The following is a 20,276-nucleotide window of genomic DNA, read 5'->3' as shown; positions in this document are numbered from 1 at the left end:
AAAAAACGCCGGAGCCTCCCCGCCCCGGCGCTTTAACGTGAGTGGCACCATTTGTGGTGGCTGCCAAGGAATGCTTTTGCGTTACTTCACACGCGTCCACGTCTGCTTTTTGCAAAACAGGGCAACGCACCCGGACACTTTCAAACTGTTGCCGGACATGGTCATTTTAGAGCTAAACTCTTTGCCTGTAGAGGGCTGCCAGATGGTGCCATTTTTGTAGTAGCCATCGCCCTGCGCCTGCATATCCCAGACCAGACGTTTGCCGATATTGGGCGTGGTGATTTCACCACTTGCATCAAAAGCTTTTGAAATCACACCGCAAATCTTCTCACCGCCACATTTTGAAAAGGTTACATGTGCATAATGCCCGTCGTCCACTTGCGTCTTCCAAACACCTAGAACCGGATCCGCCAGCGCGGGGGCGGCCATCGTAAATGTCACCGCAACTGCGGCCAAAACTCGTTTCATTTTTCTCTCCCTGAGCATTCTTTTTTCCCATCCTGCCCGCATGTTCCCCAGTCTGGCAATATTGACGTGGCGAAAGGGCGCAATTGACGCAGCTTTGCCGAGCCTTGCCCAACAGGGGGTGGCATGCCAAAAGGGCCGCAGAACACGGACCGATTTTTACAGGAGAGCCCCATGATCCTCTATCCCGCCATCGACCTGAAAGACGGCCAATGTGTACGCCTATTGCGCGGCGAGATGGAGGCAGCGACGGTGTTTAACGACAACCCAGCCGCCCAAGCCAAGGCGTTTGCCGATGCGGGGTGTAATTGGATCCATCTGGTGGATCTGAACGGTGCCTTTGCGGGTGAACCGGTGAACGCCGCCGCGGTTGAGGGTATTTTGGCCGCAATCGACGTGCCGGCCCAATTGGGTGGCGGCATCCGCGACATGGCAACGATCTCAACCTGGATTGAAAAGGGCCTGAGCCGCGTTATCCTTGGCACGGTGGCCGTTGAAAACCCCGATCTGGTGCGCCAAGCGGCTCGTGAATTCCCTGGCAAAGTTGCGGTCGGCATTGACGCGCGCAACGGTCGTGTGGCCACCAAGGGCTGGGCGGAAGAGACCGATGTGATGGTCACCGACCTCGCGAAATCCTTTGAGGACGCCGGCGTCGCCGCGATCATCTATACCGACATCAACCGCGACGGCGCGATGCAAGGCCCAAACATTGATGCCACCGCCGATCTTGCGCGCGCCGTGTCGATCCCGGTCATTGCCTCTGGTGGCGTAAGCTCCATGGCGGATCTGATTGCCCTACGCGATTGTGGCGTGACCTTGGATGGGGCCATTTCTGGCCGTGCGCTTTATGACGGTGCAATTGATTTGGCCGAGGCACTGACAGCGCTTAACGCATAAGAAAACGTCATTTGGACCGTTGGTTACCAAAGGGGCCCGCGTTGCCTTTGAGGCCCTCATCGCCTAAACCCATGCCAACACGCGCACCCAAGGATTTATCATGCTGAAAACACGCATCATCCCCTGTCTCGACGTGGCCGAAGGGCGCACGGTTAAAGGTGTGAACTTTGTGGACCTGATCGACGCGGGCGACCCCGTGGAACAGGCGCGCGCCTATGATGCCGCTGGCGCGGATGAGTTGTGCTTTCTGGACATCAAAGCCACCCATGAAAATCGCGGCACGATGTTTGATCTGGCCACCCGCACCGCGGAACAGTGTTTTATGCCGCTCACAATCGGGGGCGGTGTCCGCTCGCCCAATGACGTGCGCGACCTGTTGTTGGCCGGCGCTGACAAAGTGTCGTTCAACTCCGCCGCAGTGGCGGATCCAGATGTGATCGCGCGCTCGGCTGACCGGTTTGGGTCGCAATGTATCGTCGTCGCCATTGACGCCAAAACCGTGGAATATGACGCCGATGGCAATGGCATCAAATGGGGCATTTTTACCCACGGCGGGCGCAAAGCAGCACTGGATAAAAACGGCGAACCGATTGATGCGGTCGAATTTGCCCGTACGATTGAGGCCAAAGGCGCGGGCGAAATCCTGCTCACATCCATGGATCGCGACGGCACCCGCGCGGGCTTTAACCTGCCGCTCACCCGCGCCATTTCCGACGCTGTGCATGTGCCCGTGATTGCCTCTGGCGGCGTGGGCACCCTTGATCACCTTGTGGATGGTGTGACCAAAGGCGGAGCATCTGCCGTATTGGCCGCAAGCATTTTCCACTTTGGCGACTACACAATCCGCGAAGCCAAAGAGCACATGATAGCGGCCGGAATTCCAATGCGAGTGGATGGATAAATGAACGTACTTAAAGACCTAGAGGCGGTCATCGCCACACGTAAAGGCGCAGATCCTGACAGTTCATGGACGGCGAAACTGCTGTCTAAGGGGCCAGAAAAATGCGCTGAAAAATTCGGTGAAGAAGCCATTGAGGCGATCATTGCAGCGGCCAAAAACGACCGCGAAAACCTGACCTATGAAGCCGCCGATGTGCTGTATCACCTATTGGTCATGCTTGCCGCCCGCGATGTGGCGCTTGACGACGTGCTCAACGAACTGGCGCGCCGTCAGGGGCTGTCCGGTATTGAGGAAAAGGCCAGCCGCAGCTAGCCCCCACTTTTTCTTGCCCCAAGTATCTCGGGGTGAGGCCGCAGGCCGAGGGGCAGCGCCCCTTACACGCTCACCTCTTGAAGCTCTGCCAAATTGCGCTCCCCAAACAAGCGCGGAAACTCGATTTTTGGGCAGCGATCTTCGACCACAGCAATGCCTTTGGCTTCCGCCTTTGCGCGCGCGCCAGCGTTGAAAATCTCAAGCTGCATCCATACTGTTTTCAGCCCCGGCAAAGCCTCCAGCGCCTCATCCACAATCGGACCAACCGCGTCGGAATTGCGGAAAAGGTCAATCATGTCGGTCTCTGCTGGCAGCTCAGAAACAGAAGCCACCACCAGTTCACCGAACATCTCTTGCCCCGCAAGGCCGGGATTCACGCCGATGACGCGATATCCTTTGGCCGCCAGAAAATTGGCCACACGATGGCTGGCGCGTTCAGGCTTGTTCGACAATCCCACAAGACCGATGACTTTGGTCGACGTCAGGATTTGGGCGATGCGGGAGTCGTTGTTTTGATCTGTCATATCCCACAGATAACACCAGATTGGTACGGTTCAACATGCGACAAAAAAAGCGCCCGGAACCAAAGGCTCGGGCGCAGGTGTTGGAACGAGGGACAGTGTAAACGACAGCGGGGTTCCATCCCGCTCTCTGATAAAGACATATGCCCTAAGTGGCAGAATAAAAGAGGATCACACGTCACCGTGAAACCCTGTGAGCTTACGCCTCAAGGATGCCCGGCCAATTGCTGTTGCCCTTGGCGATGTTGCCGGGGATATCTTTGGACCACAACTCGCGGGCGCGCAGCGAAAAGTTCAGATAAAGCTTGCCTTCATAGATGGTCCAGGCTTCGGGTACCGTTGGGGCGATATAGCCTTTGCTGGCGGCATAGGCACAGTATCCGCCGAACTGAGGGGCGTATTTATCTGGGTCTGCCACAAACATATCGCGGTTCTCGGCCGAGGCGAACAGCACCTTTGACCCTTTGTAATCAAAGGAAAATTCAGGCACTCCGGGGGTGGGTGCCCCGTTCGTGAAATAGCCAACAGGATCGTGTCCGTCCCAGGCGATACCCTCTTCGGTATAGATGGGGGCAGATGCGGCCAAAGCGGGACTGACAAGTACCGCCCCCGCAATTGGTGTGGCGATGAGGCCGGCAAGTACATGGCGGCGCGAAAGCGTAAGGTCAGTCATGTGGGTCTCCTTTGTTTTCCACAATCTGACGGTCTTTCGCGCCAATTTCACCCCACCTCAACGGGAAGTGATGGCCCTGTGATCTACTGTGTGATTAGCGTGTGTTTCGCGTGGCATAAAGCGCCACCGCCGCAGCATTGGACACGTTAAGCGAGCCAAATTCGCGGGCAAACGGGATTTTCACCAGCCGATCACAAGTCGCTTTGGTTTTGTCGCGCAACCCCGGCCCTTCGGCGCCCAGCACCAAGGCCACCGGACGGTTGGGCGCATCTGCCAAGGCGGTCTCAATCGTCACCTCGGCTTCACCGTCCAAACCAAACACCACATAGCCCATGGCTTTCAGCTCTTCCATCGCCTCGGCCAGATTGCGAATGCGCACGTAAGGTTGGCGTTCCAGCGCACCGGAGGCTGTTTTGGCCAAAGCCCCGGTTTCTGGCGCCGACCCGCGGGCCGTGCCGACAACCGCATTGGCACCGAACACCTCAGCCGAGCGCAAAATGGCACCGACGTTATGGGGATCCGTCACACGATCGAGCAGCACCATAATAGGCTGCCCCTCGCCCGCATCCACCGCGCGATCCGCAAGCTTGCCCCATTTCAGCGGCTTTACTTCCAGAACGGCGCCCTGGTGCACAGATTGCGGATCAATCGGGGCCGAAAACGTGCGCGGATCAACCATTTCTGGTTCCATCCCGCTGACCCCAATCGCTTCGGCCAGCTTGTCGGCCGCGTTTTTGGTGACCATCAGGCGCAGTTTTTCACGCTCGGGGTTCATCAACGCATCCCGCACCGCGTGAAGGCCAAACAGCCAGACAGTTTCCGCCTCCGAAATCCGCTTCGCTTTCTCTTTTTGAACCACCCATTTAGGTTTCTTCATGCCCTGATCCGCCTGTAAAACAACAAGACCCGGACAATGCTCTGTCCTGCGTTGCGAGACAAGTGCATTTCCGCGTCTTTTTCATCTTGACCCCACCGGATGGGCGGTTTAATCAGCCCCCAATCCAGCGCTTATGCGCAGGAGAAGTGGGCGACAGGCCGCAAGGTGTGGCAGGGGACTGTAACTCCCTCGCGGAGACGCACGCCTGGTTCGATTCCAGGGTCGCCCACCACTTCTCTCCTTTTCAAATCACACTGCAAGACACAGATCTTCCCTGTGCATCTTGGCCTATGTTTTTCGGGAAAAGCGCACTTTGCCGTTTGGATGCGCAAACGCAGTCATCTGGATTGAACGGCCCCATCCAACCAATTGGAAATCGCGGTCATATCAGCGGGCAACTCTTCGGCCACGTCCCCACAAAACGCCAAAAACGCCTCGCGGTTAAGCTTGTTCACGCCGACCAACACCGGAATGTTCTTTTCCAAAGCCATCGCAATCGCGTCGCGAAATCCGCGCCCTTCGGCCTCGTGTTTGCCGAACTTGTTGACCAACAAAAGATCCGCCCCTTTGGCAAGCGCCGCTTCTGTGTCTGACACGGCCCCCTCAAGTGCGTCCGTGTCCAAGCGACACCCCCGCGCGCCAGCACCGCGATCTTCGGAAATCCGGATCAGCGGCCCGTCTGGCAACACTTTGACATCCATGTCACATTTGCGATCTTCACCACGATCCGTATCTATTTGAACCGTGCCCGCGACCCGCACATCGCGACGGATCAGACGCTCGGCCACATCCGCCAAAAGCACATTGGTTTCCCCGCGACCCGGGGCGATGGTAAAGGCGAGTTTCATGTCATCCTCCTGTCGGCGCCAGCCATTTCTGCGCCCCAATAGCAAACGGGCCAGAGTTGCCCCCGGCCCGTCCAGAATATGGTTTTGACTTACTGAGCGCCAGCCAAGAACCCTTCGATCTCTGTTTTCGCCTCGGCCACAACGCGACCGTTGGGCAAAGTCAGATCGCCAGAAGAGGCCAGTTGATCTACCATCTGCTCATACCGCGCCTGCCAGCCTTCGGGCAATTCATGCGCGATGCCTTGGTGGCAATCGATACAGGTTTTGCCTTCATCCAGCGCCACTTGGTGGTTGTCGGCGGCCCGGTTTTCTTGCTGGGTGAAATCCATGAATTCAAAGTTGTGACAGTTGCGGCATTCGCGGCTGTCGGTGGATTTCATCCGGCGCCATTCATTGGCGGCCAGGTCAATCCGATGATCTTCGAATTTATCACGGGTCCAGATCGATTTTGAAATGAAGTGACCATAGAGCTCTTTTGACGCCTGGATCTTACGAATGATCTTTGGGCCCCAATCTTTGGGCACATGACAATCCGGACAGGTCGCGCGCACGCCAGAACTGTTGGATTGGTGAACCGAGCCCTGATACTCCGCATACACGTTGTCTTCCATCTCGTGGCACGAAATGCAGAACTCTTCGCGGTTGGTCATTTCAAGCGCCCAGTGAAAGCCCCCCCAAAACACGACGCCAGCGACAAAGCCAGAAACGATCAACGCGCCCAACGATATTGCCCCCGTGGGCGTCCAGAACCAACGCCAAGTGCGGCGGATGAAACCGGGATTTGTATCAGACATGTCCGTTTTCCTTTCCCTTACGGTTTCCCGCCTCAGTTCGAGGCCTCAAAAGTGTTATCAACCAACGCAGGCGCATCCGCTTGCGGGACGTGGCATTGGGTGCAGAACCAGCGGGTGCCGGCCACCACATCCAATTGATTGCCTTCGCGGTCTTGATAATGGGTCATCGACAGGGTTGGCGCATTGCGATCCCCTGCATTGGTCCAGTCATGACAAGACAGGCAGCGGTTTGCCTTTAGGTCGATCTGATATTGGGCAATCGAATGGGGCACCAGCGGTGGTTGTTGGCGATAATTGCGCGTAAAGCGGTTTTCATCTTGGTGGAAGACATCTTCGACCGGCACAGTTTCATCGACTGCGGCACCACGAAGCGAATTCACGCCGCCAGCACTTTGTGCCAGCGCAGCTGTTGCCAAAAGCGTCGGGACGACGATGGCGCTGATCAACAGGTTCTTTCTCATTGGGCTACTCCCGTATTTTTTCAGGCCGCGCGACTGGCCTCGGGTTGACGTTTGGGTTTCCGGCGGACCGCGCGGGCTGGCGCGGGGGTATCATCAAACCGGGTGGTGAACTTAAAGACATCCGGCGCGCATACATCGATGCAACGACCGCAATTGGTACAGTCCGAAGACAGTATAAGGGGGGTGTCACCTTCTGCGCCTCGAAGCGCTGGGGTGATCACATGCATTTCGGGGCAGACTGCAAAGCAGTCCATGCAATCGTCGCAATCTGCGCGTTTTACCGCGCTGACACGCAGCACAGATCCGGTGCCAAGAAGGCCATAAAAGGCCCCCACAGGACACAGATGCCCACACCAGCCGCGCCGTGAGACGACAAGATCAAAGAGGAACACAGCGAGGACAAAAGCCCAGGCAAAGCCCATGCCGAAAATCAAACCGCGGTGCAGCATCGAGATGGGGTTCACGAACTCCCACGCGATGGTTCCAGTGAGCGCAGAGACTGCAAAAACCATGCCCAGCACCCAATAACGTGTGCCGCGCTTGGGCTGCCAACCTTTGGCAAATCCAAGCCTGTCGTGCAGCCAATGCGCCGCGTCCGTGACCGGGTTAATCGGGCAAACCCAGCTGCAATAGACCCGCCCACCGATCAGCGCATAGGCCACGCCGACAATCAGCGCACCGATGATGGCGGTTGTCTCCGGCCAGTGCTGGGCAAACATGCTTTGCAGCAACACAAGTGGATCCGTCAGGGGCAGGACATCGAAAGTCAGAGACCCGGCAAGATTGCCTTTCACCCACCAGATGCCAAACCATGGCCCCAGCAGGAACAGAACCAGAAAGCCCGCCTGTGTGATCCGGCGCAGGATCAAAAACTTATGCGCCAACCACCAGCCTTTGTCTTCGATCGCCTCTTGGCCAACAGGAAGTGCGGTTTTCTCGCTCATTGCCCTGCCCCCCCGGTTCCCGGAAGCCCATAGCTGGGGGCAAAGCCGCCCTCCATGCTGGGATCAGGCATCCCTTCGATGCCCGACGGCAAATAGCCCCCCGGCGCCACAAGATTGTCGGTGCCAGGTCCGGGCAGACGATCCGGCAGGTCAATCAGCTCATCCACAAGGGGATTTCGATCTTCCCAACCGAGTTTGTAATGCTCTGCCGCCTCGGCCTGCGCCACGCGCATGGGCAGCACTTTGATGGCGCTTTCATTGGGCAGCACACAGGATTTTTCGCATTTGCCACAGCCGGTGCAATGATCGGAATGCACAACAGGCATGAAGATGGCGTGGTGGCCAGAGCGTTCGTTATGGCGGCGTTCCAAGGTGATCGCTTTATCAATCACCGGGCAGACGCGATAACAGACATCACAGCGCAGACCGAGCGCATTCAGGCAATGTTCCTCATCAATCAACACGGCAAGGCCCATGTCGGCGTCATCAATATTTGTCAGACCCTTATCAAGCGCACCTGTTGGACAGGCTTTGACGCAGGGAATGTCGTCACACATCTCGCACGGAATGTTGCGAGCGGTGAAAAATGGCGTGCCGGTGGCGGGACCATCATAGCCCAATTCGGCCAGCACAAGCGTGTCATAGGGGCAATCCCGAACACAGAGACCACAACGGATGCAAGCGGCCAGAAAATCCTCTTCCGGCAAGGCCCCGGGGGGGCGGATCGCCTGAACCGGCAGCGCACGCGCATCTGTTGCAAGTTTGGTGATGGCCATGCCCGCCACCGCACAGGCCCCTGCCGCCCGCGCCGCATCCTGAAGGAAGCGGCGCCGGTTTGTAGGCAAGGGGTTGCGGTTTGAATTGGCGGACATGGTCTTGTTTCCGTTTGTTAATTACGATTAAGCGCGTTCGACTTTACAGGCGCATTTCTTAAAGTCGGTCTCTTTCGAGATCGGACAAGTTGCGTCCAAGGTCAGCTTGTTGGTCAGCTGGCCTTCGTCGAACCACGGCATGAACACCACACCGCGCGGCGGTTTATTCCGGCCACGGGTTTCGACCCGCGACTGAACCTCACCACGACGGGTCGAGACGGTGATCTCTTGTCCGCGCTTCAAGCCGCGATCCTTGGCATCCTCTGGGTGCATGAACACCACAGCGGATGGGAACGACCGGTGCAATTCGGGCACACGTCGGGTCATTGAGCCAGAGTGCCAATGTTCCAGCACACGACCGGTCACGAACCACAAGTTATACTCGTCATCCGGGCTTTCAGCGGCAGGTTCATAAGGTGCAAAGATGATGTTCGCTTTGCCATCAGGCTTGCCGTAGAATTTAACGCCCTCGCCTTTTTTCACATAAGGATCATACCCTTCGCGGAAGCGGTAAAGCGTTTCTTTGCCGTCCACCACGGGCCAGCGCAAACCGCGGGCCTTGTGATAGCTGTCAAAGGGCGCCAGATCGTGGGCGTGACCGCGACCAAAGCTGGCATATTCTTCGAACAGGCCTTTTTGGACATAGAAACCAAAGTCTTTGGATTCGTCGTTGTTGAACCCTTCGGCGGTTTCAGACAGCGGGTATTTGTTGACCTTGCCATTCTCGTAAAGAACTTCGAAAAGCGTTTTGCCTTTCAGTTCCGGCATGGTGTCCAAAAGCTCAGCTGGCCAGACCTCGTCCGTTGTAAAGCGTTTGGCGAATTCCATCACCTGCCACACATCCGATTTCGCCTCGCCCGGCGCGTCCACTTGTTGACGCCAGAACTGGGTGCGGCGTTCCGCGTTGCCGTAGGCGCCTTCTTTCTCAACCCACATCGCGGTGGGCAAGATCAAGTCAGCGGCCAACGCGGTCACGGTTGGATACGGATCAGACACGGTGATGAAGTTTTCAGGGTTGCGATACCCCGGCAAACCTTCTTCGTTCATGTTTGGCGCGGCTTGCATGTTGTTGGTACATTGCACCCAGTGACAGTTCAGATCCCCGTCCTTGAGTTTGCGGTGCATCAACACAGCGTGGAAACCGGGCTTGGGCGGAATGGTGCCCTTTGGAATGCCCCATGACGTTTCACAGATGTCGCGGTGCGCTTCTTTTGCGACAACCATGTCGGCGGGCAGACGGTGGGCAAAGGTGCCAACCTCACGCGCGGTCCCACAGGCGGATGGTTGACCGGTCAAGGAGAACGGCGAGTTGCCCGGCTCGGAGATTTTACCAACCAGAAGATGCACATTATACATCAGCGAGTTCACCCAAGCACCGCGTGTGTGCTGGTTGAAACCCATGGTCCAAAGCGACATCACCTTGCGGTTTGGATCCGCGTATTGCTTGGCCAAACGCTCAAGTGATGCAACGGGAACACCTGACAATTCAGATACATACTCGGCCGTGTAAGGTGCAACGGCTTCTTTGTATTCTTCGAACGTCATGTCCGAAAGCTTGCCGTGTGTGCCGTTATGCGCTGGGTTTTCGGCGGCTTGTTCCAAAGCGTGCTCTGGACGCAAACCATAGCCAATATCGGTGTTGGTGCGTTTGAAGTGGGTGTTCTTTTCAACGAAATCCCAATTCACCGCATCATTTTCGATGATGTAATTGGCGATATAGTTCAGGATCGCCAGATCGGTTTGCGGCGCAAAGATCATGCCATTATCCGCCAGCTCAAACGAGCGGTGTTCAAAGGTCGACAGAACATGCACTTCTGACCCCGGTTTGGTCAGGCGCGTGTCGGTCAGACGCGACCACAGGATCGGGTGCATCTCGGCCATGTTTGACCCCCAAAGCACGAAGGTATCGGCGTGCTCAAGGTCATCATAACAGCCCATTGGCTCATCAATACCAAAGGTGCGGATAAAGCCTGCCACAGCGGACGCCATGCAGTGACGCGCGTTGGGGTCGATGTTGTTTGACCGAAAGCCCGCTTTCATCAGCTTGGCGGCAGCGTAGCCTTCCCAAAGGGTCCATTGGCCCGAGCCGAACATGGACACAGCGGTTGGGCCTTTTTTGGCGATGGTTTCTTTCCATTTCTGGGCCATCACATCAAAGGCTTCGTCCCAGGACACGGGTTCAAAGTCACCGTTTTTGTCATAAACGCCGTTGGATTTGCGCAAAAGCGGTGTGGTCAGACGGTCAGACCCATACATGATCTTGGACAGGAAATAGCCCTTGATACAGTTCAGCCCGCGGTTCACCGGTGCTTCTGGATCGCCTTGGGTGGCAACAACTTTGCCATCTTTGACGCCGACCAGAACGGAACAGCCTGTTCCGCAAAAGCGGCAGGCGGCTTTATCCCAACGGATATCCGGTTTGCGAACCTGGGCGTTTGCGGCCTGAGGTAAAGTGATGCCAGCAGCAGACGCGGTTGCGGCTGCGGCGCTGGCTTTAAGGAAGGATCGGCGGGACGTGGTCATGGAGGGTCTCCCGTTTCAGTGTTGGGTCGGCGAAGGGGCGTTGACGTCCTCGTCGAGCTCTTCGAAGTGGTGATAAGTAAGGGTCACGGTCAACACACCAGGGATTTGGTGCATTTCCATGATCTGCTCAGATGCGCGCATGTCAGACGTGTCTTCGACGGTCACAACGATGCGGCCGTCTTCATGGGCGTGAACTTCGCCGCCCTCGTACGCATCAATGGCGGCAATAACCTCTGCGGTTTTGTCGGGCATTGTGTGAACAAGGCAGCCACAGATGTTCAGCATGGGCGGGCCTCCGTTTCGGATTGGATTTGAAAAAAGTCGATGGCATCGACGGGGCAAGGTGCTGCGCAACCGCCGCACCCTGTGCAAGTGTCTTTATCGAATAGTGGCATTGCATTGCCGCCAGGTTGCAGGCGGAAACGAATGGCTTGCAGGTCGCAGTGGTCTTGGCAGGCGCGGCATTGGACGCCATTCATCGACAGACAAGTCGATGCGGCTTTTGCGCGCCACGGCCACGCCCGGTCTGGCGCAAGGGCCCCTGAGTCGCACGCGTCGGTGCAGGCCGCGCAGAAGGTACAAGCCGATTGCGAAAAGGACACAACAGGATAGCCCTCTTTATCGCGCAGAATGATCCCCTCTGGGCAGGCCCTCGCACACTCCCCGCATTGGGTGCAATCATCATGAAACGCCATTTCATCAGCGGCACCTAACGGGCGCTGACGCGGGATCTCATGGATCTTGCCTCTTAACAGGGCACGGCGTGATGGGGTTGCGTTCACTGGGCTTGGCTCGCTGATCTGTGGCTTGCTGCCCTAGGCATAGCCCGGAGAATTCTGCGGCCTATTGACCTAGATCAAGATTTTTTTGTGATCACAGCTCCGGCGAGAGTTTTTTAAATAAATCTATATTTTTGAATGCGTTAAGGGAAAATCGCTAACCAGCTGGAAAAGAAGGAGAATTGCGTCAAAACATCGCACCTGCAATAGAAGGCAACGCCAAAATCCCAGCGCCAAATTTATTTTCAAAAAAAACTAAATCGCCGTGTGCGATGTTTTGAGGGCCGTCAAACCGCTTTCTCAGACACCCGATTTGGATACCAACCGCCTGAGGTGTTGCAAAAGATCTTGAAATGACGAAGGTTTGCCGCGGACACCGCGTGACCTGTTGGCCACGCTTTGAGGCAAGGGAAAGACCATGGATACAGTGACGCAGCCGGACGCAAACACCACGTCGACAAAACCCGACGATCAGGTTTCCTTTTCTGTGTCCCCCGGTCTGGAACGCCGGCTGCTGACTTTGGGGGCAAGCCTCTGTGTCACCTCGTATCAATCGGGGGCGTTGTATCTGATTGGGTCCAAACACAGCGGCGGGATCAACATTCACCAGACAGGCATCCAAAAACCAATGGGGTTGGCGGTCCGGGGTGACGGCGGGTTTGATTTAACGTCACTGGACCAGATCCTTCGCTTTGCCAATGGGCTGCAACCAGAAGAACGTGCCAATGAGATTTTCGACGGCTGCTTTGTGCCGCGCACCGTGCATGTCACCGGCCAACTCGACGCCCATGATGTAGGAACGCTTGAAGATAACACGCCCATTTTTGTCAACACACGGTTCAACTGTCTTGCCGTGCCTGACATGGTGCATTCCTTTAAACCCGTTTGGCGTCCTTCGTTTATCTCTCGGATTGTTGACGAAGACAGGTGCCATCTGAACGGGCTTGCCATGCGCGACAACAAGCCTGCTTTTGTCACGGCTGTTTCGGCCTCAGACACCATTGATGGTTGGCGTGATCGGCGCGGGGATGGCGGTATTGTCATTGATGTTGAGAGCAACAAGATCGTTTGCTCTGGTCTGTCCATGCCCCATTCGCCACGCTGGCATGACGGCAAACTTTGGCTGTTAAATTCTGGGCGTGGTGAACTTGGGTATGTTGATTTTGAGGACAAAGCCGCACCTGAGGGCGAAGGCGTCTTTGTGCCGGTCGTCTTCTGCCCCGGTTTTGTGCGCGGGCTAAGCTTTCGCGGGGGCTATGCGTTTGTTGGCTTGTCAAAACCTCGGTATCAGCGGTTTGAGGGGCTTGAGCTTGACCAGCGCCTCAAAGATGCCGACAGCGAGCCGTGGTGCGGGGTGCAAATCATCGATCTATCGACCCGAAGCTGTGTTGATTGGTTCAGAATTGATGGCGCTGTTGGTGAGATTTATGACGTGGCCACTGTGCCAAACCTGCGCTGCCCAATGGCGCTTGCCCCCGGAACCACAGAGCTGCGTGATTTGCTGACACTGTCACCCGAAACAAAGACCCTCTGTTCTGAAAAAACATCAGACTAACGATATCAACATTCGTTACATCAGCCACACAAGGCGTCACGATGGTTGATCATCTTGGTCAGCATAAGGGGGGAATCCCGCAAATGGTGTGCAACCCCACACAACGCAACCACAGGGTGTAATTGCACCTCAAATACACCAAAGACCACTCTAATTATAGTTAATGGTCTATTAATTTGTTGACGTATAAGCCCCCCCTCCCTAACGCTTAACGCTATATTTGCTTGCGACTTGCAACAGATTATTGTGACGCGCCCCTATTCGCGCCCTTTTGCGTATCCGTCTTTTTACGACATTCATTTTGAACCACTCGTTCACAAGAAGGGTATTGCATGACCGACCGTTTGGAAATTCGCCAAGACACCACAACCGCCCAGCGGCTCGCGCTTTTGAAACGTGGCGGTCGAATGACCAAATTCAAAGGTCAGGTCGCAAGTTTTGCCCCCTCTTGTCTCGCAATTGATCTTGGCCCCGCCACGCAAGCCGCGTCGACAATAGCACTGGCAGCTGGCATGTTGATGGCACCATTGACCGTGTCAGGAACGGCAATGGCGGGGGGGTGTTACTCTACCGCGCCTGACACTTACGTCTGTTCTGGTCCCGCGGTGCCCGGACTTGATTCAACATCAGCTCCCTTTGGGTTTTCAAGCCTAACTGTTTCCACGCAGTTGGGGTTTGGCCATGACACCCGGTTTACAAGCGGCGATGCGATAAGTCTGGCAACTCTCGACCCAGGCCCGATTTCCTTTAGCGATCTCAATGGCTCTGTCATTCAAGGGCACGAACGCGGGCTTGACATCGACAGCGGCCCGGGTGCAGGGCCTGTAACCGTTGTGTCGAACGGCTCGATTGTTGGTTACAACAATGACGGTATTAATATCGTTAGCCAGACTGGATCGTTCATTTCGCCGCCGGTGCAGGGACGCTTAATCGGTGTTGACGTCGATGTGCATGATGTGTCCGGTGGCACCGGACCAGTGCCATCGCCAAATGCTGATGGGATTGAGATCACCAACACAGGGCCTTACGGCGTTTCGGTTTCTTCCACTGGAACCGTGTCGGGCCACCGTGACGGCATCAAAGTCACCGCAGGTGGCGGTGTTGTTATTTCTGGTGTGAATGTGAATGCACAGACAGGTACAGCCATTGATGCCGCGGCTGGAACTTACGATCTGCAAGGCGTTTCCGTCACCACCACAGGTCTTGTGCAAAGCACCAGCGGGGCGGGTATCAAAGCCACCACGGACTATGGGACAGTCACCCTAAATGTGAATGCCGTGACGGCCAATACGCAAGCGATTTACGCTTCAGCTGGTGCCGCTGGCGGAGATATGTCGGTCACAGCAACAGGTCAGGTAACCGGTGGCTCCGGTGGTGTGCACGTCAAGAACATGACGGGTGGCGGCGCGATGACCCTTTCCTTTGCGGGGGTTTCAACCGGCTCAGGCACCGCCGTTAATATCGATCAAAACGCGTCAAGAAACCTGCAATTTCAAGCCACTGGCGCGATCACGTCCAATACCTGGGCTGGCATTGATGTGGACGCGACCAATGCGGGCGGGGGCAATGTTACTTTGACCTTCGCCGGTGTGCAATCGGCGAAGGATGCGGTGAATGTGTCTAAGGCTGGGTCGGGGAATGTCCAGGTGATCACATCTGGGGCGGTGAGCTCTGGTGTGGGGGCTGGTGTTACGGTTTCTCATTCCGGGTCTGGATTTGGTGACACATATGTATCCCTTGCGGGTGTGCAGGCAGCAACCGAAGGTGTTTCTATCAACCATACCACGACAGGTCAGGTAACGCTTAAGTCGACTGGAAACATTACCAGCAACACCACAAAAGGTGTTGTGGTTGCGGCGGGGTCCGCCACCACCGGTGTCGCGCTGACCTTAACCGGGGTTACGGCGCAGAATGCGGCAATCGACGTGAACAACGCCGGGTCGGGCAACACCCAGGTCACGGCAACGGGCACGGTGGCGTCCTCTCTTGGTCAGGGGGTTGAGGTTGTCAGCGGCGCATCGACCACCGGCACAACGCTGACATTCGGCGCAGTGACCGGCCATTCTGACGGCATTTATGCAAGCCACCTTGGCAGCGGCGCATTGAGTGTGACCGCGAGCGGAAGTGTTCTGGGCTCCAGCGGGTACGGTGTGATGACGCAAAACACATCTTTGGGTTCGGATGTCACGGTCAACAGCACCAACGTACAGGGCTATCTTGATGGGATTAAGATCGTCAACAATGGCACTGGGAACACCTATACCAAATCAACGGGCACCGTAACTGGCGGCTCGGGTTACGCGGGTATCTCGACACTTAGCGGCGTGAACACGGGGACAACCACGGTCATTGCCAACCACGTCTATGGCAGCCATGGGATCAATTCGCGCCACTACGGAAGCGGTGATCTGTCCATCACCACATCGGGGACGGTTTCCGGCAGCGCCGGATCGGGGATTACCTCGTTTAACGCTGGCGATGCGGCCAACATCGTCACCTCGACCGGCACTGTGAACGGAAGTCAGTACGGCATTAATGCGGTGAACGACTCTCATGCAAGCGGCACTGATCTGAAGATCTATTCAAACAATGTATCCGGTGGCAACGGCGGCATTTTCGCAGCCAACTATGGCAGCGGTCAGACCGTGGTCTCGTCGACCGGAACTGTGCAAGACACCGGGGCATCGGCAGAAAACGGGATCAATGTCTTCTCTGAGACGGGCAGCACATCCACAACCATCAACGTCAACAATGTGTCAGGAAGGCAAGCCATCAATGCGACCCACCGCGGGACAGAAGGGGTTTCGATCACGGCAACCGGCTCTGTCTCGGGCACCACTGACAGCGCAATCTGGAGCAACAATGCCAACGGTGGGGCGACCACAATCACGACCTCTGGCGCGGTAAACGCTCAGTTTTACGGCATCTACGCCAAAAATGACTCGGCTGGGGAAGATATGACCATTTCCACAGCGGCCGTTTCCGGTGGCCGGGACGGCATCAAAGCACAAAACGATGGAACAGGATCCACCAGCGTAACGGCGACTGGCGCAATCCTTGGTGGCGGTATGAACAGCGGGATCCGCTTCAACGGTGCAGGAACCACAGGCAGCATCAATGTAGCCAATGTGACCGGCGGGTCCGGCATCCGCGCAAGCCATCGCGGGTCAGGCGACTTTAACCTGACCGCCTCTGGCGCGATTACCGGTCAAACTGGCACCGGTATCGACCTGTCAAAAGGCGGGTCAGGTGCTGCGTCAATCGACGTACAAACCGTGACGGCTCATTCAGATGGCATTTACGCCTATGGTGGCTCGGGAACCACGGGCATGACAGTTTCCGCGCTGGATGTGTCCAGTTCATACTCCTCGGGTGTCGTGGTCAACAACTACGGCACAGGCACGTCCGCTGTGACTGTAACGGATGTCACCGCCGCCAAAGACGGCATTCGCGCGAAGTCGTACGAAAACGGCAGCAGCATTAGCGTCACCAGTACTGGCGAGATCGAAGCCGGGGCGGGTTCAGATTACAGTGGGATCACCAGCTATGGGGATCGATATTCACAAAACGTGACAATTGCAGCCAATGATGTCTCTGGTGGGACAGGTGTCTTTGTCAATCACCGCGGCTATGGCGATGTCTCAATCACCACAACGGGTGATGTTGAAGGTGCTGCGAAACAGGGTATTAAAGCCACAACCACGTCGGGTTTGAAGTTGCCCAAAGCAATCAGTCCCGTCGCTAGTATGGCGATCCTTGCCCCAAGCGCAGGCGCAATGACCATTGAGGCCAACAACGTAACGGCCTATGGCACCGCAATTGAGGCAACACATGCCGGAACCGGTGATCTTTCCATCACCGCAACAGGCGATGTGATTGGGACAACCGGGTCGGGTGTTGTCGCATCAACCTCCCTTAGCCCTTATCTTCTCGCCCCACTCGCAGCTTACGCGGGCACCCCGCCCCCGCCCCCAAGCACCGCGCTGACGATCAACGCAAACAACATTACCGCAGCCGGAAACGGCGTCTATGCAAGCCATGCCGGGGCTGGGGATCTTACGATTACCACCACCGGGCAAGTGACCGGTCAGCATTATGGGGTTTACGCCTATAACTATGGTGGCTCTGATGTGCATGTTACTGTGAACACCGTGGATGCAGCGCTCGATGATGGGGTCTCGACCATAAATCGCCATGGCGGGGAGACACATATCACAGCGACCGGGACGGTTAATTCGCAGGGGGGCGATGGCATTAGCGCCCGTGGCTCGGACGGCATCACAATTGAGGCCGTGGATGTTCAAGGCAGCGAGTCGGGTGTTTTTGCATTTAGCTCAGATTCAGGCGACATTGATATCACCACGACGGGCACCGTCACCGCGACCGCATATGCGGGTATTATTGGCGCAAACTTTACACCAGGTGGCAAAATAAACATTGACGCAAATAATGTAACTGGCGGGGCCGTTGGGATTGCGGCTTATAACAACGGCAATGGGTCCGTTAGTATTACCACATCTGGTACCGTGACTGCGACGTCTGGCGTCGGTATCTCCGTCGAAAGTATTGAAGCCGTTGCAGCAGCAACAAAAACGCGTGCCTCCTTGGCACTTGCCAAAGCGTCCCCTCCCACAACAGTTAAAATCACTTCAGGGACCGTAACAGGGGCCACATCTGGCATCGTTGTGAACACCACAGGGGATGCCGAAATTGACGTGACCGGAAAAGTCACTGGCCAGGGTGGTACGGCAATTGATCTGCAGAATGTAAATGGCGCAAGCCAAGTGACTTTGTCCGACGGTTGGGGGCTTGATGGAAAAGTTCTGGCGTCTACCTCCGGTACCTCAGACAAATTCATCCTCGCAGGCTCCAATGCATCCACTTTGGATCTTGGCCTGTTCGGAAACGCAGGAAGTGCAAACGGCATTGTTGGTTTTGACAGCCTGTCCGTCACCGACGGAAGCAACTGGAACCTGACGGGCAGCATCGCAGCTGGTGGGCTGCGCAATGCTGATGTGACCGATGGGGTCGCCAACTTCAACGGATCTTCGATGGTCCTGGCGTCTGGTGGCCTGTTCACCATTGGCACCAACGGCACGTTGTCAGCACGCGGGACCTCTCGCATTGGGGGCGGGCTTTCAAACGCGGGCGCCATTGATATGGTGGACGGCGCAGCAGATGACCGTTTGGAAGTGACTGGTGATTACACAGGTGCAGGTGGCAATCTTGCCATTGATGTCGATTTTGCAACCGATACCGCCGATACGTTGGTGGTTGGCGGCAATGTCGAAGGCGACACCACCGAGATCGAAATCAACGCCATTTCGCCGACAAGAGCCGCCGCAAATGATATTCTTGTGGTTGATGTCACCGGCACAACAGATGCAAACGATTTTGCGCTCGCCGCCGGTGACCAGATCGCGATCGGAGTGTTGACCTATGGACTTGATCTGCAGGGCACACAGTGGTTCCTGACCAGTGACGGCGTGACAGCGACAGGGCTCGCCTATCAGGCCGCCCCCTCCGCCCTCTTGGCCGGTTTCTCAAGCAGCTCAACCCTGCGCCAGCGCATCGGATCCCGGTCGTGGGAGGTCACAGATGCCAACCCAACATGGCTGCGCATCCACCGCACCCAAAGCTCGGCAGATTCCAAAGGGGGCGCCTCCCCCTACTCGGCAGATACCACAAATTGGGGTCTTCAAGCCGGGGCTGACTTTGCCAAATTGGCCACCGATCATGGTCGCTGGGTTTTTGGCGCCTTTGCAGAACATAATACCGTCAACAGCACTGTCACCAACGATGCGGATGTCGGGACCATCTCAGGCAATGGCTTTGGCCTTGGCCTGACCGCCACCTACTATGGCAACAACGGGTTCTATGCCGACGCTGTGGGAAGAATTGGCAAGGTGAACGCCGATATCTCTTCTTCGACAAATGGCGCGCTTCTGACCAACCAAGATGTGAAAACCGCTGCGTTCAGCCTAGAGGCCGGATATCAACTTGCACTTGCAGGTGGGGGCGTGCTCACCCCGCAAGCCCAACTCAGCTGGGGGCGCGTGAATATGGGCACCGGCACGGATCACCTGAGCCGCGCGGTTGATTTTGGGTCAGACACCCATCTGGAGGGTCGCTTTGGGATGACCTTCGAGTTCTCGGACCTTCTGTCAACCAGCGCCGACAACTACGACCTTTATGTCTCAGGCAACATTCTTCGCGATTTCTCCGATCCGACATCTGTAAGTGTTGATGGCGTTCAGCTTTTGGGCGGCAATGACGACACCCAAGTCGAGGTTGGCCTGGGCGGCAGCTATGCGTGGTCCGAAAACGCCTCAATCTTCGGTGAAGGCACCTACCGCAAGGCCGTCGGTGGCGGCAGCGCCGAGGGCTTTAACCTGACACTGGGTGCCGCAATCAACTGGTAATTCGAACCAACTCTCTTGGGCCCCCTGATCCGTTCAGGGGGCCCTTTTTGTGTGCCCTCTTCCAACGTCGACCGGTGCCATTCTGAGTATTCACGCACCAGTATTATCGCCCCAGCCCAAAAGCATCGCCCCCAAACGCTGTCGAAGGTGTTGGCTAAGAATAAAGCTTCCTGAATGTGTATTGCTGGAAAGCGAGAGGGGTCGACCGCCAAATATGCTCAACACCCACAACCAGTGAGTGCATATTATACAGAGGTCTAAATGGTGCCCGGGGGCTCCGCCATTACCCTGATATATGGCGCGCGTTTGTGAGTGAAATTCCCGCTGCTCATTGAAAACGCTTGATTTTTTACCCCTCCTGGATTCAGTGTGGATGCATCGGATGTGGGGTAAAATGTGGGGCAAGATAATTTATGACTCAAAGCAATCAGG

General features: G+C 56.3%; 17 protein-coding genes and 1 tRNA gene. 6 read left to right on the top strand and 12 right to left on the bottom strand.

The window, feature by feature from the left end; genetic code table 11:
• Positions 1 to 81 precede the first annotated feature (81 nt).
• Positions 82 to 468 (bottom strand): DUF2147 domain-containing protein, encoded by a 387-nt coding sequence (locus tag KKW20_RS05960; protein ID WP_214566965.1) that lies wholly within the window; start codon positions 466 to 468, stop codon positions 82 to 84.
• A 171-nt stretch (positions 469 to 639) separates the two neighbouring features.
• Between KKW20_RS05960 and hisA the strand changes: the two genes are divergently transcribed.
• The 3 genes from hisA (at position 640) to KKW20_RS05945 (ending at position 2,575) form a co-directional block, all read left to right on the top strand.
• The gene (hisA, locus tag KKW20_RS05955) at positions 640 to 1,362 is read left to right on the top strand and encodes a 1-(5-phosphoribosyl)-5-[(5-phosphoribosylamino)methylideneamino]imidazole-4-carboxamide isomerase (RefSeq protein WP_214566964.1); all 723 of its coding nucleotides are present in this window, start codon (positions 640 to 642) and stop codon (positions 1,360 to 1,362) included.
• 100 nt (positions 1,363 to 1,462) lie between these two features.
• Positions 1,463 to 2,263, top strand: a complete 801-nt coding sequence (gene hisF, locus KKW20_RS05950; protein ID WP_214566963.1) for an imidazole glycerol phosphate synthase subunit HisF — start codon at positions 1,463 to 1,465, stop codon at positions 2,261 to 2,263.
• A complete protein-coding gene (locus KKW20_RS05945; RefSeq protein ID WP_214566962.1) occupies positions 2,264 to 2,575 on the top strand; it encodes a phosphoribosyl-ATP diphosphatase in 312 nt (103 codons plus the stop codon).
• Positions 2,576 to 2,637: 62 nt separating this feature from the next.
• Here the strand turns inward: KKW20_RS05945 and KKW20_RS05940 are convergent, their stop codons facing one another.
• The 3 genes from KKW20_RS05940 to rlmB all read right to left on the bottom strand — a co-directional run bounded on the left by KKW20_RS05940 (position 2,638) and on the right by rlmB (position 4,646).
• Positions 2,638 to 3,099 carry a CoA-binding protein gene (locus KKW20_RS05940; protein WP_214566961.1) on the bottom strand — a complete coding sequence of 154 codons (462 nt, stop codon included), beginning with the start codon at positions 3,097 to 3,099 and terminating at the stop codon, positions 2,638 to 2,640.
• Between the two features lie 196 nt (positions 3,100 to 3,295).
• Positions 3,296 to 3,769 carry a YHS domain-containing (seleno)protein gene (locus KKW20_RS05935; RefSeq protein WP_214566960.1) on the bottom strand — a complete coding sequence of 158 codons (474 nt, stop codon included), beginning with the start codon at positions 3,767 to 3,769 and terminating at the stop codon, positions 3,296 to 3,298.
• 94 nt (positions 3,770 to 3,863) lie between these two features.
• On the bottom strand, positions 3,864 to 4,646 hold the full coding sequence (gene rlmB, locus KKW20_RS05930; protein WP_214566959.1) for a 23S rRNA (guanosine(2251)-2'-O)-methyltransferase RlmB: 783 nt from the start codon (positions 4,644 to 4,646) through the stop codon (positions 3,864 to 3,866).
• A gap of 148 nt (positions 4,647 to 4,794) precedes the next feature.
• On the opposite strand from rlmB, the gene KKW20_RS05925 reads away from it, so the two are divergent.
• A tRNA-Tyr gene (locus tag KKW20_RS05925) sits at positions 4,795 to 4,878 on the top strand.
• Between the two features lie 106 nt (positions 4,879 to 4,984).
• Here KKW20_RS05925 and KKW20_RS05920 read toward each other — a convergent pair.
• The 8 genes from KKW20_RS05920 to napF all read right to left on the bottom strand — a co-directional run bounded on the left by KKW20_RS05920 (position 4,985) and on the right by napF (position 11,870).
• Positions 4,985 to 5,494, bottom strand: coding sequence for a DUF2478 domain-containing protein (locus tag KKW20_RS05920; protein WP_214566958.1), 510 nt, complete (start codon positions 5,492 to 5,494; stop codon positions 4,985 to 4,987).
• Between the two features lie 89 nt (positions 5,495 to 5,583).
• Entirely contained in the window at positions 5,584 to 6,288 is a 705-nt protein-coding gene (locus KKW20_RS05915; RefSeq protein ID WP_214566957.1) for a NapC/NirT family cytochrome c, read from the bottom strand.
• 32 nt (positions 6,289 to 6,320) lie between these two features.
• Positions 6,321 to 6,749, bottom strand: a complete 429-nt coding sequence (locus KKW20_RS05910; RefSeq protein ID WP_214566956.1) for a nitrate reductase cytochrome c-type subunit — start codon at positions 6,747 to 6,749, stop codon at positions 6,321 to 6,323.
• A gap of 20 nt (positions 6,750 to 6,769) precedes the next feature.
• Entirely contained in the window at positions 6,770 to 7,693 is a 924-nt protein-coding gene (gene napH, locus KKW20_RS05905) for a quinol dehydrogenase ferredoxin subunit NapH (RefSeq protein ID WP_214566955.1), read from the bottom strand.
• A complete protein-coding gene (gene napG / locus KKW20_RS05900) occupies positions 7,690 to 8,565 on the bottom strand; it encodes a ferredoxin-type protein NapG (RefSeq protein ID WP_214566954.1) in 876 nt (291 codons plus the stop codon). The genes napH and napG overlap by 4 nt, the downstream gene beginning before the upstream one ends.
• A gap of 27 nt (positions 8,566 to 8,592) precedes the next feature.
• On the bottom strand, positions 8,593 to 11,088 hold the full coding sequence (napA, locus tag KKW20_RS05895) for a nitrate reductase catalytic subunit NapA (protein ID WP_214566953.1): 2,496 nt from the start codon (positions 11,086 to 11,088) through the stop codon (positions 8,593 to 8,595).
• Positions 11,089 to 11,103: 15 nt separating this feature from the next.
• On the bottom strand, positions 11,104 to 11,340 hold the full coding sequence (locus tag KKW20_RS05890) for a chaperone NapD (protein WP_246534482.1): 237 nt from the start codon (positions 11,338 to 11,340) through the stop codon (positions 11,104 to 11,106).
• A gap of 26 nt (positions 11,341 to 11,366) precedes the next feature.
• On the bottom strand, positions 11,367 to 11,870 hold the full coding sequence (gene napF / locus KKW20_RS05885) for a ferredoxin-type protein NapF (protein WP_214566951.1): 504 nt from the start codon (positions 11,868 to 11,870) through the stop codon (positions 11,367 to 11,369).
• 415 nt (positions 11,871 to 12,285) lie between these two features.
• On the opposite strand from napF, the gene KKW20_RS05880 reads away from it, so the two are divergent.
• A complete protein-coding gene (locus KKW20_RS05880) occupies positions 12,286 to 13,422 on the top strand; it encodes a TIGR03032 family protein (RefSeq protein WP_246534481.1) in 1,137 nt (378 codons plus the stop codon).
• A 332-nt stretch (positions 13,423 to 13,754) separates the two neighbouring features.
• Positions 13,755 to 19,844 (top strand): autotransporter outer membrane beta-barrel domain-containing protein, encoded by a 6,090-nt coding sequence (locus KKW20_RS05875; protein ID WP_214566950.1) that lies wholly within the window; start codon positions 13,755 to 13,757, stop codon positions 19,842 to 19,844.
• Positions 19,845 to 20,276: the final 432 nt, after the last annotated feature.

The organism is Aliiroseovarius lamellibrachiae (assembly GCF_018599245.1).
GTDB classification, from domain to species: Bacteria; Pseudomonadota; Alphaproteobacteria; order Rhodobacterales; family Rhodobacteraceae; genus Aliiroseovarius; species Aliiroseovarius lamellibrachiae.
The sequence above is the reverse complement of the archived record's forward strand: the minus strand, read 5'-3'. Positions and strand labels throughout refer to the sequence as shown.

Bases quoted from the DNA above. Each gene is read 5' to 3' on its own strand.
- napA (WP_214566953.1), bottom strand. From the start codon at position 11,088: ATGACCACGTCCCGCCGATCCTTCCTTAAAGCCAGCGCCGCAGCCGCA.
- KKW20_RS05945 (WP_214566962.1), top strand. From the start codon at position 2,264: ATGAACGTACTTAAAGACCTAGAGGCGGTCATCGCCACACGTAAAGGC.
- hisA (WP_214566964.1), top strand. From the start codon at position 640: ATGATCCTCTATCCCGCCATCGACCTGAAAGACGGCCAATGTGTACGC.
- KKW20_RS05875 (WP_214566950.1), top strand. From the start codon at position 13,755: ATGACCGACCGTTTGGAAATTCGCCAAGACACCACAACCGCCCAGCGG.
- KKW20_RS05890 (WP_246534482.1), bottom strand. From the start codon at position 11,340: ATGCCCGACAAAACCGCAGAGGTTATTGCCGCCATTGATGCGTACGAG.
- hisF (WP_214566963.1), top strand. From the start codon at position 1,463: ATGCTGAAAACACGCATCATCCCCTGTCTCGACGTGGCCGAAGGGCGC.
- KKW20_RS05910 (WP_214566956.1), bottom strand. From the start codon at position 6,749: ATGAGAAAGAACCTGTTGATCAGCGCCATCGTCGTCCCGACGCTTTTG.
- KKW20_RS05935 (WP_214566960.1), bottom strand. From the start codon at position 3,769: ATGACTGACCTTACGCTTTCGCGCCGCCATGTACTTGCCGGCCTCATC.
- KKW20_RS05940 (WP_214566961.1), bottom strand. From the start codon at position 3,099: ATGACAGATCAAAACAACGACTCCCGCATCGCCCAAATCCTGACGTCG.
- napG (WP_214566954.1), bottom strand. From the start codon at position 8,565: ATGTCCGCCAATTCAAACCGCAACCCCTTGCCTACAAACCGGCGCCGC.
- KKW20_RS05960 (WP_214566965.1), bottom strand. From the start codon at position 468: ATGAAACGAGTTTTGGCCGCAGTTGCGGTGACATTTACGATGGCCGCC.
- KKW20_RS05880 (WP_246534481.1), top strand. From the start codon at position 12,286: ATGGATACAGTGACGCAGCCGGACGCAAACACCACGTCGACAAAACCC.
- rlmB (WP_214566959.1), bottom strand. From the start codon at position 4,646: ATGAAGAAACCTAAATGGGTGGTTCAAAAAGAGAAAGCGAAGCGGATT.
- napH (WP_214566955.1), bottom strand. From the start codon at position 7,693: ATGAGCGAGAAAACCGCACTTCCTGTTGGCCAAGAGGCGATCGAAGAC.
- KKW20_RS05915 (WP_214566957.1), bottom strand. From the start codon at position 6,288: ATGTCTGATACAAATCCCGGTTTCATCCGCCGCACTTGGCGTTGGTTC.
- KKW20_RS05920 (WP_214566958.1), bottom strand. From the start codon at position 5,494: ATGAAACTCGCCTTTACCATCGCCCCGGGTCGCGGGGAAACCAATGTG.